Below are 13,710 nucleotides of genomic sequence, written 5' to 3'. Positions count from 1 at the left end.
GCCAAATTTACATGAGTGATATGCATGGATCACCAAACCTTATTAAAATCTTCCGCTTCAAGCACTTTTGGATCACGCTGATATTCGAGTAGCTTGGCATACTTTAAGTAGCTATTGAGTCCTGCGCTGATCGCAACGGTCATGCCATCAACCCCACCCATGAAGCCTCGCTGAAATATATATTTGCGTACAAAGGCATTCAGACCATGTGCAAACGGTGAAAAAGCGTTGGCTCGTTTCCCTTTCTGAAACATAATCTTGGCCGCACGACCGCTGAAATTGCGACCTGGCTTGGCGAATAGCTGGCCTAAGTTGGCAAAGGAGTAATGCACTATATCGGCGTTAAGTCGCTTGGGGTTGGTAGCTCCTATGCTAGCGTGCTGTTTTACCTCAGCAAAGCTAGCCTGGTGCCGGTTGTAGAGTCGAATGCAGTAATCTGGATACCATCCACAGACTTTAATCCAGCGTGAGCCAATCATATTGCGACGACGAAAGGCAAAAGCGTCATGTTTGGTTGTCGCAAGGTCGAGCTGACGAATCGCTTCGACCATCTCCGGGGTTAGGCGTTCATCGGCGTCTAAGCTGAGCACCCAGTCATACGTTACATGCGCTAGCGCGATATTTTTTTGAATGCCGTCGCCTAAATAGGCCTGTTGAACCACCTTGGCACCTAACTCACGCGCGATAGCGATGGTTCGGTCCTGGCTGCCTGAATCCACTACAACGATGTCGTCACATACTTGGCGAGCAGACGCAATGCAGTCCGCAATATTGGCTTCTTCGTTAAAGGTAATAATATTAGCCGATATCATGAAACAGGCATCTCTTGCAGAAAGGCGGAAGTAATGTGTGCTGGAGAAAAACGTTCCAGCCAACGTTCATCAATAGCGTAGCCGTCCGCTTCAAGAATACTATCAACACGGGCCGCTAACGCCTCCGGTGTCATTTCACAAAGGTAAGCTTCCAGCTCATCGGCCATAATATCACGCACCCCGCCTGGGCAATCGACCGAGACAATGGGTGTTTGGCAGGCCAGTGCTTCGAGCAGTACGATGCCGAGTCCTTCGTGGGCGGAGCTCAAAATGAAGAGGCGCGCATGATGCATCCAAGGGTAAGGGTTTAATTGTCGGCCCGCAAAAGTAACGCGTGCCGCAATACCCAGTTCAACGGCTAGCGCCTCCAGCTCTTTGCGCAGTGGCCCCTCGCCGACAATCACCAGCGGAAGGGTGGTCTGCATCTTGGCATACGCCCGCAGCAGTAGGTGATGATTCTTCTGCGGTACCAAGCGGGCTACGTTGAGTAAATAGGGGAAATTGGGCTGCTCGGGGAAGTCTTCGAGCATCGCCTTTCGGATGGCCGCTAAAGGGCATGGATTGGTGATGGTTCTCAGTGATAATGGCTGCACCTTTAGCGCCTGCATGGACGTTGCGATCTGTTTTTCGACGCCGTGAGATACGCTAATCAGATGTTTATTATGAAACAGACAGCGTGCTTTTAATCGCTCTAGCCAAGGCGTATGACCGGCGGGCGCTTTGACGATATTTTCCAGTACATAACAGGCGCGCGGGTCTTGGAAAGACCATAGCGTTTCAAAGGTGCCAATGCCGCGGAAAATAATGCGGTCGAAAGCACCATGTTGGCGCTCAAGGCGACGTACTTCGCGACGAAAAAGTTTTCCGCCCCACCAGCCTGACAATAAAAAATAGCTTTTCCGAAACGCGCTATTGAGCAGGCGAGCTACCACCTCAATGATACCGCCCACACCCGATGTCCACATGGCACGTGAAAGTGCGAAATGGTGAACATTGACCCTCTCATTGTTTGGTGCTAACTGAGGAGGCCGTCGCTTAAAGTACATCAAATGGCTTTCATGGCCCTGCTCGGCAAAGGCATCAGCAAGGTTCACTGCTACCCGTTCCATGCCACCAATTTTTAACGTACGCACGACAATCAATACCTTCATGTGGGCGAGTCCTTTTGGTGAAAGGGAAGTTGTAGCACCGGCTTGCACTGCAACTGCTGACGCCGCCGCCGAGTCTTAAACCACGCCAGCATTTGCTTGAGGCTCTGTTGTAGGGGCGGGCGGGGAACGCTAACGGACTGCGGCCAGGGGGTTAATGAAAGATAGTGCTGATATAAATAGGCAAGCGGGTGGCGGTTGTCGGCGTGCCATGGTTTCCTTGCGCCAATAAAATGTACGATCGCTGGTTCACGGGTTGCGTGTTCAAGTTCCTTCTGCCAATGGGCATAATGAGCTACTTTTTTCTCCACTGCTGGATAAGCGTATGGCTGCATATTCCAACGCATGGGTAGACGATACCAGTCTTGGAAAATAAGATTTAAGGCGTCCTGATCGGGATAGCTCAAGGTGTAATCGTGCTGCTTTAATATCTGATCGACTTGGTCTAGCACATTACGAGCTTTCCACCCTTCTAGATCCACCACAAGGACGCCGGAGTTAAAATAGTGTTGATAACCCAAGCCCATTCGACTCTGTTCGGTTCCCTGTAGATTAGCCACACTGGCTATGGGAGCGCCCTGCATGTCGAATGACAATACGTTGGCAACATCATCTAGCACCACTAGGTCGCAATCTAAATAAATAACTTTGTGGCAGCTTGATGGCAACCAATTGTGCATGCCTAGGCGTAGCATGGCAGCAGGGCCAAAACGGCCCAATGTTAACTCAGGCCAACTGCTGTTCTCATCTTCAATGACCGTTAGTGATGCAGGCAGTGTCGTAAACCAGTTGTGCAGCCGTTGATGGGTATGGGTAGATAACTGGTAGCCTAATAAATAGAAATGCAGCTTTTCAGGTGTCTCGCTATGGCAAATAGTGGATGCCATGACCGCTGCTGCCTTGTCTACATACCCTTCATCGGCGCACAGGACAATAGTAATCATGGGAGATCCTTTTCGATGTGAGTAATGGCTTTTGAACGGTTAGCTCGTAATTCGGGTTTCCATATATGAGCAAGGCAGCCCGCCATAACAACATTAAACAGAAACACACCTGTCCAGAATATCAAATATGATTCAAAAAGATTAATCACACTCCAAAAGCATAAAAAAGCATAGAAAAATAGCAGTACATCTCCCGGCATGTCGCCACGCTTCCAAGCAATCCATGCGTTTTTTATAAACCATATTAATAGATAGAAGTAAGTAGCTAGGCCCAGGAGACCATACTGTAGCGTGATTTCAAGATAGAGGTTATGTAAATGACCAAAGTTTAAAGCTTGATAGTGTGCTTGATTATATTGGATGTTGTTAAATAAATAATCAACGCCTTGCTCACCCCAGCCCAGCAAGGGGCGCTGGGCAATCATATCCATCGCGGCGCGCCAACTGTACAGTCGCTCTCCTACACTAGAACGTACTTCGCTGGTTGATAGGGGAACAGAGCTCCAATCACCTCTTAGTAATGCCTGAATGGTATCCAACTCTGCAGAGGCTCTTTCAATGACTAAAGAGCTATTGGTAACGATAAGAATAGCCAAACACGTTGATAGAAGGAAGATTAAGAGTAGATGTTTATTTGAAAAACGCTTCCGGTGTTCGATAAAAATGAACATAGAAGCCGTTAATATACCGGCAATCACACCGAGCCAAGTGGCGCGAGTTTGCGAAATGATAACGCCAGCTATAATGATAATAAAAGAAAGCACCCATAAACTTAGTTTGCCATAGTGTTGTAGAGGGGCCCTTAACAGCCGTGGTAAAAAAATAAGCAATCCAAGCAGTACTGTGCCGAAAAACATCGCTGAATGCTGAACGTTACGAATACCAAACCCAATGCGTTCGCCGAGAAAACCACGCTGAAAATCAGCGAGGCCATCGCCAGCGATCCATGGCGCCAATACGACAGCTGCGCTAGCAATACTCCAGAAAAGTAGCGTGTTCTGTGTGCTGCCAGCAAGCCACCATGCAAATATAATAAACACAAACAGTCGGGCAATGTGATCCAGTTTAGGGTAGTCACCTGCCAGGTCAGGAAGTGCCAATGTTAAAAAAAACCAATGACACACTGCTAACAGTAAGGCCCACCAAAACATATGAAAAACGGGGTGTTTCCATACTGGTGCGGCATAAATTTTAATGCTAATTAAACCAGAGAGAGATAGTACTAATTTATTGAAGTCGCTAAAATCATCAAAGTGAGGCTTTGAAAAAACGTAAAACAACGTAGTTAATACGCCTATCGCTATTAAGGGTAGGGGCGTTTTTCCAAAATAATGTGTTTCCCATAAGCTTGAAGGGATCTTTCTTAGCATATACTCAGTTTCTCAGTTGTTTGCTGCATCTATGAAAAATTAATATTCATTGGTGGGCTGACAGGTATTTTAAAAGCTGTTTTAACGAGTCGCGATTAACATTTAACTACAGTAACCTTGTCGAATGCTGCCCATTAATTCTGAGCTGTGGGAGATGGCAGAAAACTTTCCTAGCGAGCGCTCTAAGCGAGCTAAATTCTTTTCCTGCCACCTTCCCGCCGCACGGAGGCGGCAGCGATCAAGGTCAATCAACCAAGGTGCGCCACTGGGGTCGATCAAAATATTGCGGGCGTTCAGGTCAACATGATCAAGCCCTGTTTGATGAAAGCGGTAAATCATAGCACCTACACGCTTTAACAACGCTTCATCCACCAGATCGTTGACGAGTAGTTCAGCGAATGCTTTGGCGCCGGCAATGCGCACGGTAATCAACGCGGCTTCATACGTAAGTCCATAGCGGGTCACACAGCTCGCTACGGGGCGGGGCACCGGCAGCCCTTGCTTAAACAGCGTGGCGGTCAAGCGCAGTTCACGAAATGCCCGGGTTCGCTCAGCGCCAGTCCATAAGTAGCGTTTTTCACTGAGCTTGGCTGCCATACCGCCGCGACGGTAGGGTCTTAGCACCCACTGCTCGGTTGGCGTTGCCTGTAAAAACAGGCTGCTGCCCCGGCCAGGCGCTTCGCCCACAATTAATCCGCGTTCACGCCAGTAATCGCTAGTGAATAGGTCGGGATCAATTTGGTGTGTTCCCGGCGCGTCACATAAACTGTCTACATCATGTAAAATCAGCCAATTTCTCTGCCGGAGTGCCGCTAAGCGCATGAAGCCCTCTCTGCCTGTTCAGCCTAACCACATTGCCATTTTGCGCCTCTCCGCCCTAGGAGACGTGTGCAATCTTGTGCCCGCGGTGCGGGCGTTGCAGCGCCAGTGGCCCGATGCGCGCATTACCTGGATTATCGGTAAGGGGGAGCACAGTCTACTGGCGGGGCTTTCCGGGGTCGAGTTCGTTGTTTACGACAAGTCGACCGGTCTTGCCGGTATGCGCGCGTTATGGCGTCAGCTTGCCGATACGCGCTTTGATGTGCTGCTGCATATGCAGCAGGCCATCCGTGCCAGCGTGCTGTCGTTAGGGCTGAAGGCTGACGTACGCGTGGGCTATGACAAGGCGCGCGCCAAAGATGCTCAGCACTGGTTCACTCAGCATCAGCTTGCKCCGCACCCCAATGCCCATGTGTTGGAGTCGTTTATGGACTTTGCCCGAGTGCTTGGCGTAGAGGATGATCGCTTAACTTGGGACTTGCCGGTGCCTGACACGGCACGTAACGAAGCACGGGTTATCAGCGGTGACGCCCCGTACCTAGTGATTAACCCATGCAGTAATGTACGCCTGCGTAATTTTCGCAATTGGTCGGTAGAGGGTTATGCCAGCGTGGTTGAACACGCTTGGGTGCAGCACGGTCTTAAAAGCGTGTTGACCGGCGGGGGCAGCGCCCTGGAGCGGGAAATTGGCGATCAAATTGAAGCGCATTGCCAGCCTGGTAGCGTGATTAATGCCATTGGCGGCACCTCGCTAAAAGGGGTTTTAGCGCTGATCGATCAAGCCCAAGCAGTGATAGCGCCGGATACCGGCCCTATCCATATGGCCAATGCGATGGGAACGCCTGCTTTGGGGCTTTATGCGTCCACCAATCCCCAGCGTGCTGCGCCCTATTTATGGCGTGATTTTGCAGTGAACGCTTATCCTGAAGCGGTGCGTACCTATCTGCATAAGTCAGTAGACGAGGTGAGTTGGGGCCAGCGGGTGCGTCACCCCAGCGCCATGATGCTGATTAAAGCAGACGACGTTATCGCTAAACTGGATACACTGCTGGCGCATTCCGTCTCTGCCGCCAGCGCAGGGAGCAACGATGAAAATTGATTTAACCGCCTTAGAGCATGCCCGCGTGCTAGTGGTCGGCGATGTGATGCTAGATCGCTACTGGCATGGCGGTACCTCACGGATTTCCCCCGAAGCGCCGGTGCCGGTGGTGCGGGTGGAAGATGTCGAAGATCGCCCAGGTGGGGCGGCCAATGTGGCATTGAACATCACTTCGCTAGGCGGCCATGCAGTACTGGCGGGTGTGATCGGCGACGATGACAACGCGCAGATTCTACAAGCCAGTTTAAATGCCGCAGGTGTAAGTACTTACTTTCAGCGGAGTGCTGAAATACCCACGATCACTAAGCTGCGTGTGATGAGCCGTAACCAACAGCTGCTGCGTCTGGATTTCGAGCAGCGGTTGGACAGCGTTGATACTAGCGAGCTAGTGACGCAGGTAGAACTGGCGCTACCCGACTGCGACGTCGTGATTCTTTCCGACTATGGCAAAGGTACCCTGAATCAGGTGGAAAATCTGATTGCCAACGCAAGGGCCCAGGGCAAGCGAGTGCTGATCGATCCGAAAGGGCAAGATTTCAGCAAATATCGTGGGGCTAGTTTAATCACCCCCAATCTCACCGAGTTTGAAGCGGTGGTTGGCCCCTGTGCGACGGATGCCGAGTTATCGAGTCGTGGCGAAGCACTGCGCGCGGAGTTGGAGCTGGAAGCGTTGCTGATTACTCGCAGCGAAAAGGGCATGACGCTGATCCGCGAAGGCCACGCGCCGCTGCACTTACCTACCCGCGCTCAGGAGGTCTTCGATGTAACAGGGGCAGGGGACACCGTGATTGGTTTGATGGGGCTTGCGCTGGCGGCGGGCCACGCCTTTCCCGAAGCGATGATGCTCGCTAACTTAGGGGCCGGATTGGTAGTGGCCAAACCGGGTACAGCCACGCTGTCGATCGCCGAGCTCTACACCGCGCTACACGGCGATAAGCTGGCCGAGTTTGGGGTCATTGAGCTAGACGTGCTGATAGAAGCGGTAAGGGCCGCTCAGCTACGTGGTGAGCGGGTGGTAATGACCAACGGCTGCTTCGATATCCTGCACGCAGGCCATGTCGCTTATCTGGAGCAGGCCAAACGGCTGGGAGRTCGTTTAATCGTCGCGGTTAACGACGACGCCTCCATTGGTCGGCTAAAAGGGCCTAAGCGTCCAATCAACCCCTTACATCGGCGTATGCAGGTATTGGCGGGGTTAGGCGCCGTCGATTGGGTCGTGCCGTTTAGTGACGACACCCCCCAGGCGCTGATCGAAGCGGTATTGCCGGATATTTTAGTCAAAGGCGGCGACTACCGGCCAGAAGATATCGCAGGAGGCGCGGCCGTTATGGCCAATGGTGGCGAGGTTAAAGTGCTGGGCTTTGAAGACGGCGTCTCGACCTCGGCGATGATTAGCTCCATTATTGATCGCGAGCGCTAATGGCTGCACTTGCTTGGCCTCGGCTTGCCTACTCAGCGGCGCTGTATGCGCTCTCACCGCTGATTGGCTGGCGCGTCTGGCGTGAGCAAGTGCCCACTTACTCACGTCTCCAGCGGCTGGGGTTGCGCCTTGAGCCGCTTCCACCCACACCGCGCATTTGGCTGCACTGCGCCTCGGTGGGAGAAATACGCGCTGCGCGTCCGCTGATAGAGAGTCTATTAGAACGCTATCCAGCCCATAGCCTGCTGCTCACCACCATGACTGCCACCGGTGCCCAACAGTCCCAAGCGCTGATTGGCGAGCAACCCCTAGCCGATCAAGCCAGGCTTGCCCATCACTTCCTGCCGCTGGACTTTCCAGGTGCTGCTAAACGCTTTGCGCACCGTGTTAAACCCGAGCTTGCCATCCTGTTTGAAACCGAGCTATGGCCTAATCTGATCCACGCCTGTCGTCAGCAGGGGCTACCCGTAGCGGTAGKGAATGGTCGCTTATCGCCACGGGCTTTTAAGCGTTACCAACGGCTGCGCCCGTTGATGGTCAACACGCTTGCCGAGATTAGTTGGCTAGCCGCCAAATCACCGGCAGACGCAGAACGCTTTATTGCCCTAGGCTGTAGTTCGGATATCACGCATACAGTCGGCTCGTTAAAATTTGAACTAGTCAGCCCAGGAAAAGCGATAAAAGAGGGTGAGCACTTACTTCAAGAATGGGGCGAGCGTCCTGTTTGGGTAGCGGGTTCCACTCGCGAAGGCGAAGAAGCGTTGCTGCTTCAGGCCCATCGCCGACTGCTGCAGCGCTACCCTGATGCGCTGCTAGTGCTGGTGCCCCGCCACCCCCAGCGCTTTGACGAGGTGGCCAAGCTGTGCCAAACAGAGGGGKGGACATTAAGCCGCCGCAGCCAGCAGCAGCCCGTCACAATGCAAACCCAGGTTTACCTGGGGGATACGCTGGGTGAACTGGCGATGCTTTATACAGCGGGCCGTGTGGCCTTTGTCGGGGGCAGTCTAGTGTCGCTGGGCGGGCATAATGTACTTGAACCGGCGGCTTTGGGACGCCCGGTGCTCAGTGGCTCTTCAATTGAAAATTTTGCCGATGTGGCAGAGCCGCTGCAAGTAGCAGGTGCGCTCACCTTGGTCGACACCCCTGACGCCTTAGCAGAGGCGGTGGCGGGCTACTTTGCTGCGCCTGAGCTTGCCCAGCAGGCTGGGCAAGCAGGGCGCGCGGCGATTGAGGCACACAAAGGCGCCCTGGCCCGCACTCTGTCTGGGCTGGAGGCCCTGCTGCCCCGGTAACGCAGCAGCGTTATTTAAGTGCGATCCTTTCTACGCCATCTTCTTTGCCTAGCAGCAGAACATCCGCGCCGCGGGCAGCAAACAGCCCATTGGTCACCACGCCGACGATAGCGTTGATGCGCGCTTCCATGGCCACCGGGTCTGCGATCATAAATTCATAGCAGTCGATAATTTGGTTGCCATTGTCGGTGACCACTCCCTGGCGATAGACCGGCTCGGCGCCAAGCGCGACAAGCTCGCGGGCGACATAGGAGCGTGCCATAGGGATGACTTCTACCGGTAGCGGAAAATTACCTAACTGGGGCACGTACTTTGAGCCATCGGCGATGCAGATAAAGCGTTTGGCGCAGGCAGCTACGATTTTCTCGCGGGTAAGCGCAGCACCACCGCCTTTAATCATATGTAAGTGAGCATTTACTTCGTCTGCGCCATCTATGTAAAAGGGAACTGTGCCAACGCTATTAAGCTCAAATACCTCAATGCCCAGTTTCTCAAGATGTTCGGCACTCGCCTTAGAACTCGCTACCGCGCCTTTAAAGCGGTCACGCAACGGCCCTAGGCGATCGATAAACAGGTTCGCCGTGGAGCCGGTGCCAATCCCTAAGATGGTATCCTTTTCCAGCTGAGCTTTAATTTCTTCAATCGCTGCGTCCGCTACGGCGGCCTTCAGTTCGTCCTGGTTCATAGTCAGCCTAGTGGGTCAAAGTATGGTTAGTGATAAGAGAGTTAGTCAGAGAAGTGCTCGTGGCGCTAGTATAGCGGTCTAAACGCCGCCTGCCGATGGCAACCCGGCTAGACGCCGCTAGGCGTAATCTGCTACCAATAAAAGCTTTGTCCGTTCACGTTCTTCCCTTGGGATACTCGCATGCTAGAAGCAACCGTCAAAAAGATCCTCCAAGCCCGCGTTTATGAAGCCGCTTGTGAGACACCGATTTCGCCTGCCCCCTTTTTGTCGCGTCGTTTCAACAACCAGATTTTGATTAAGCGCGAAGATCTACAGCCAGTGTTTTCGTTCAAGATCCGCGGTGCTTACAACAAAATGGCGCAATTAACGGAAGAGCAGAAAGCCAACGGTGTAATAGCTGCCTCCGCTGGCAACCACGCCCAAGGGCTGGCGATGGCCGCCAAGCTAATGGGTGTGAAGGCCGTCATTGTCATGCCGCGGATTACACCGGACATTAAAGTGCAGGCGGTGCGCGCCCGGGGCGCCAAAGTCATCCTCAAAGGGGACGCCTTCGCCGCTGCCGCAGAGCATGCACAGGAATTGATTAAAGAGCACGGCTACACCTACATTCCGCCGTTTGACGATATCGACGTGGTGGCCGGTCAAGGTACCATCGGCGTGGAAATTCTGCGCCAACACGCTGGGCGCTTAGACGCCATCTTCGTACCGGTCGGCGGCGGTGGATTAATCGCAGGTGTAGCAGCCTATGTGAAATACCTGCGCCCGGATATCAAAGTCATTGGCGTCGAAGCCGAAGACAGCGCTTGCCTTAAAGCCGCTTTAGAGGCGGGGGAGCGCGTGGTACTTGACCAAGTGGGCGTCTTTGCCGAGGGCGTCGCGGTGGCGCAGATTGGCGAGGTGCCTTTTTCGCTGGTCAAAGACCTGATCGACGGCGTTATTACCGTCAATACCGATGAAATGTGCGCAGCGGTGAAAGATATTTTTGAAGATACGCGCGCGGTGGCGGAAACCTCCGGCGCGCTATCGCTGGCGGGGCTGAAAAAATATATCCAGCAGACCGGTGCCGAAGGCGAAACGCTGATATGCATTAATTCCGGGGCCAATACCAACTTTGATCGTTTGCAGCACATCGCCGAGCGCACGGAGCTAGGCGAACAGCGCGAAGCAATTCTGGCGGTGACCATTGCCGAGAAACCCGGCAGCTTTAAAAAGTTTTGCCGCACGCTAGGCAAGCGCATGGTGACCGAATTCAGCTATCGCTATGCCGACAGCAATGAAGCGCATATTTATGTAGGCGTCCAGGTTAAGCCCGGTGGTGAAGACCGCCAGGCAGTCATCGACAAACTGCGTGAAGGCGGCTACCAAGTGGAAGATCTCACCGATAACGAGTTGGCGAAGCTGCATATTCGCCACTTGAGCGGCGGTCGTCCCAGCGAGCGTTTCGAAGAAGAAGTGTACCGCTTTGAGTTCCCCGAGCGTCCAGGCGCGTTGATGAACTTTTTGACCCAACTGCCCCACGACTGGAATATCTCACTGTTTCATTATCGCAACCATGGTGCGGCTTATGGTCGAGTGCTGGTGGGTATGCAAGTGCCTAACGGTGATCGCACCCATGTGGCTGAGTATTTAGATGCCATCGGTTACCGTTACTGGCGCGAGAGCGATAATCCAGCCTATCGACTGTTTATGGCTTAATCATTCACTACTGTATGTAAGTGCTTGCTCACCTTAAACGTCAGAGCTGCTAGTAACGCAACGAAACTTAATCCTCAGAAATGAGGCTAAAAAATGTCGTTAAAGCAGTTGTCAACGATGGCCTTATAGCCCTATAGTCGTGAGTGAAATTAAGCAAATTCGCCATCCTGTAGAAAACAGTAAAGAGTGGCGGGTTTGGCACATTCGGCAACAGCAAAGGTGTTGGAGAAGCGGCATGCGGCGGAAGAAGCCTGATATGGTAATGGCGTTGATGGTGGTGTTTGCATTAGGGGTGCTGGCTACCGGCTATGCACAGGCGCTATCGGGAAGCTAATCCCTATAAGCCAATCTCTATATAAGTGAGCACCTACAGCGATAACGCTGTTAACCCGCAAGGCGATAGATATTAGACAAGAGGGGCTGATCCTTTATTGGGTCGGCCTTTTTTTTTGGCGACGTACGCAGCCTTGGTCACTGACCACCGCTTGTAAGGGCACATCCCAGGGCTCTACAGGCAGTGAAGCCACTTGCTGGCAGGCATGGGCGACACCAATCAACGTAGGCGCCGGGCCGGGGCGATGCATGAATGCCAAGCTGCGGTCATAAAAACCGCCCCCCATGCCCATACGGTTAGCATTAGCATCAAACCCGACCAGCGGCACAATTAACGTATCTAGTGCCCAGGCGGATATGCGGTTGCGTCGCTCAGCGCCAAAACGTAAGTCGGGTTCCCAAATGCCAAAGCGATTTTGCACCATGGGGGTGTCAGGGCGATAGGCGACAAACCACAAGCGGTTAGCGCTAAACGGGCGTAAAACCGGTAGGTAAATAGCGACGTTACGCTGGCGCAGCCAGGGAAGTAGCGGGGTAGGGTCAATTTCGCCGTTGACAGGCAGATAGAGACTTAAGCGTCTTGCGCGGCGGATTTCAGGCAGGGTTTTCAATTGCTGGCATAAGCGCTGGGCCGCAAGGCGCTGCTCATGCTTAGAAAGGGCTCGGCGTTGGTGACGTAAAAAGCGCCGCAGCGTGCGCTTATCGGCGTCCTGGTGGAGGCTTTCCATGCAGATATACTCTTATATCCTATGTTCTCAAATACCCGTTGCTTTGTAAGACATAGGTGTTCTCCAGAGTGCCGCTGTCATTCTGGCCCTGAMCCTACTGGTTCAGGTGGGTGGCCGCAGCCAGACCGTCAGGCTTTCCGACGCACGGACATGCACACGGGCCTGGCTAGCATTTGGCCCCCTGGGTATTACGCATAGGCTCGAGGGACTATAACGACTGGCGTACACCCCAGAGAACTCCGCCATCCTAACAGAGCGAGGGCCAATGCCAAAGTGCCGGGTTAAACGTTCGCAGAGCTTTCAGACTACGCGTTAGGGCTGGCGTGTTTTGGCCAACGCCTTTTCAAGGCGGTCATTTAATCGGTTAAGGTTCTCTTCACCGGCACGATGCTCATCCATGGCTTCAAGCAGCTCGTGGGTGATATTGAGCGCCGCCATAATGGCCACTCGTTCGCTGCCTAGAACGCTGCTTTGGGCATTGATACCCTGCATGGCACGGTCTAAATAGCGTGCTGCGCGGTCAAGTTTGGCTTCTTCGCCCGTGTCGCAGGCAATGATATAGCCGCGCCCTAACAGGGTTATTTCTTTGGTTGGCCGCTTGGCGTTACTCATCAAAGACTCCAGCACGGGCCAGCAAGGCGCCCAATGCGTTAACATCACAGCATAGGAAGATAGGTGTCACTCACTATAAGAGAGGCGCTTGTGCGCGGTCAACGCGCAGAGACATCCTTTACTAATATCCGAGATACCCTACACMCCCAGTGAATACGAGGTTATTAACGACTATGTCATTGATTGATGAGCGTCAGGACTTTTCTGACGTGGCGGATGTTTTTCTCCTGCATGGCAGCATGCAGTCACCGGCTTTTCTGGATGGCCGCCTATGCGCCCTGTTGGCGCTACGCGATGTGAGTGCAGAGGCTTGGTTGGACGAAGTCTGCCAGAGTTTAGGCGTTGAGCAGCCCCGCGATCAGGCAAGTGGTGAGCGACTATTAGGCTGGCGGCGGCAAACCGTAGAGGCGCTCAGCGCTAGCGACCTGGACTATACACCGCTACTACCCGATGAACTGTTCTCGCTTGGCGAGCAGGCGCAAGGCCTGAAAGAGTGGACGCTGGGCTTTATCGAAGTCGTCGACGAAGTGGCGGACAACGAGCTGCGCGAACGCTGGTCCCAAGCGCTGCGTGAGGCGATTAGKGACTTAGAAGGGTTAGGCCGAATCGATACCGATATCGACGATAGCCCAGAAAACGAAAACGATCTGTTCGCGCTGACCGAGCATGCCCGCATGGCTGCGATGTTGCTGTATACCGAGCAGCACCCAGGGATGCCGCAAGTCGAGCAAACCGACGCGCCCGTTCACTAAT

General features: G+C 53.4%; 13 protein-coding genes and 1 other RNA gene. 5 read left to right on the top strand and 9 right to left on the bottom strand.

Annotated features, from left to right (window positions below; genetic code table 11):
• Positions 1-29 precede the first annotated feature (29 nt).
• The 5 genes from HALO_RS22575 to HALO_RS22555 all read right to left on the bottom strand — a co-directional run bounded on the left by HALO_RS22575 (position 30) and on the right by HALO_RS22555 (position 5,096).
• A complete protein-coding gene (locus HALO_RS22575) occupies positions 30-812 on the bottom strand; it encodes a glycosyltransferase family 2 protein (protein ID WP_035582444.1) in 783 nt (260 codons plus the stop codon).
• Positions 809-1,963, bottom strand: coding sequence for a glycosyltransferase (locus HALO_RS22570; protein ID WP_035582446.1), 1,155 nt, complete (start codon positions 1,961-1,963; stop codon positions 809-811). Before HALO_RS22570 ends, HALO_RS22575 begins: the two co-directional genes overlap by 4 nt.
• Positions 1,960-2,904, bottom strand: coding sequence for a glycosyltransferase family 8 protein (locus tag HALO_RS22565; RefSeq protein WP_050714067.1), 945 nt, complete (start codon positions 2,902-2,904; stop codon positions 1,960-1,962). Before HALO_RS22565 ends, HALO_RS22570 begins: the two co-directional genes overlap by 4 nt.
• Positions 2,901-4,274, bottom strand: coding sequence for an O-antigen ligase family protein (locus HALO_RS22560; RefSeq protein ID WP_081899121.1), 1,374 nt, complete (start codon positions 4,272-4,274; stop codon positions 2,901-2,903). The genes HALO_RS22565 and HALO_RS22560 overlap by 4 nt, the downstream gene beginning before the upstream one ends.
• A gap of 102 nt (positions 4,275-4,376) precedes the next feature.
• Complete coding sequence (locus HALO_RS22555) at positions 4,377-5,096, bottom strand: 3-deoxy-D-manno-octulosonic acid kinase (protein ID WP_035582450.1); 720 nt, start codon at positions 5,094-5,096, stop codon at positions 4,377-4,379.
• On the opposite strand from HALO_RS22555, the gene HALO_RS22550 reads away from it, so the two are divergent.
• Genes HALO_RS22550 through waaA form a run of 3 tightly spaced genes read left to right on the top strand, consistent with a single transcriptional unit; the run spans position 5,095 to position 8,904 of the window.
• Positions 5,095-6,192 (top strand): glycosyltransferase family 9 protein, encoded by a 1,098-nt coding sequence (locus tag HALO_RS22550; RefSeq protein WP_035582452.1) that lies wholly within the window; start codon positions 5,095-5,097, stop codon positions 6,190-6,192. The two genes, HALO_RS22555 and HALO_RS22550, sit on opposite strands and share 2 nt — an antisense overlap.
• On the top strand, positions 6,182-7,612 hold the full coding sequence (gene hldE, locus HALO_RS22545; protein WP_050714066.1) for a bifunctional D-glycero-beta-D-manno-heptose-7-phosphate kinase/D-glycero-beta-D-manno-heptose 1-phosphate adenylyltransferase HldE: 1,431 nt from the start codon (positions 6,182-6,184) through the stop codon (positions 7,610-7,612). The genes HALO_RS22550 and hldE overlap by 11 nt, the downstream gene beginning before the upstream one ends.
• On the top strand, positions 7,612-8,904 hold the full coding sequence (gene waaA / locus HALO_RS22540; protein ID WP_050714065.1) for a lipid IV(A) 3-deoxy-D-manno-octulosonic acid transferase: 1,293 nt from the start codon (positions 7,612-7,614) through the stop codon (positions 8,902-8,904). Before hldE ends, waaA begins: the two co-directional genes overlap by 1 nt.
• A gap of 10 nt (positions 8,905-8,914) precedes the next feature.
• Here waaA and rpiA read toward each other — a convergent pair whose 3' ends face one another.
• On the bottom strand, positions 8,915-9,589 hold the full coding sequence (gene rpiA / locus HALO_RS22535) for a ribose-5-phosphate isomerase RpiA (protein WP_035582458.1): 675 nt from the start codon (positions 9,587-9,589) through the stop codon (positions 8,915-8,917).
• 180 nt (positions 9,590-9,769) lie between these two features.
• On the opposite strand from rpiA, the gene ilvA reads away from it, so the two are divergent.
• Entirely contained in the window at positions 9,770-11,284 is a 1,515-nt protein-coding gene (ilvA, locus tag HALO_RS22530) for a threonine ammonia-lyase, biosynthetic (RefSeq protein WP_035582461.1), read from the top strand.
• Positions 11,285-11,712: 428 nt separating this feature from the next.
• Here ilvA and HALO_RS22525 read toward each other — a convergent pair whose 3' ends face one another.
• The 3 genes from HALO_RS22525 to HALO_RS22515 form a co-directional block, all read right to left on the bottom strand.
• Positions 11,713-12,345, bottom strand: a complete 633-nt coding sequence (locus HALO_RS22525) for a 5-formyltetrahydrofolate cyclo-ligase (RefSeq protein WP_035582463.1) — start codon at positions 12,343-12,345, stop codon at positions 11,713-11,715.
• A 56-nt stretch (positions 12,346-12,401) separates the two neighbouring features.
• A non-coding RNA gene (gene ssrS / locus HALO_RS22520) (6S RNA) lies at positions 12,402-12,584 on the bottom strand.
• A gap of 73 nt (positions 12,585-12,657) precedes the next feature.
• The gene (locus tag HALO_RS22515) at positions 12,658-12,957 is read right to left on the bottom strand and encodes a cell division protein ZapA (RefSeq protein ID WP_035582466.1); all 300 of its coding nucleotides are present in this window, start codon (positions 12,955-12,957) and stop codon (positions 12,658-12,660) included.
• 173 nt (positions 12,958-13,130) lie between these two features.
• On the opposite strand from HALO_RS22515, the gene HALO_RS22510 reads away from it, so the two are divergent.
• The gene (locus HALO_RS22510; protein WP_050714064.1) at positions 13,131-13,709 is read left to right on the top strand and encodes a UPF0149 family protein; all 579 of its coding nucleotides are present in this window, start codon (positions 13,131-13,133) and stop codon (positions 13,707-13,709) included.
• The last annotated feature ends 1 nt before the right edge of the window (position 13,710 follow it).

It is taken from the genome of Halomonas sp. R57-5 (assembly GCF_900070345.1).
Lineage (GTDB): Bacteria > Pseudomonadota > Gammaproteobacteria > Pseudomonadales > Halomonadaceae > Vreelandella > Vreelandella ventosae_B.
Note: the sequence above shows the minus strand (reverse complement) of the source record. Positions and strands in the feature narration are given on the sequence as shown.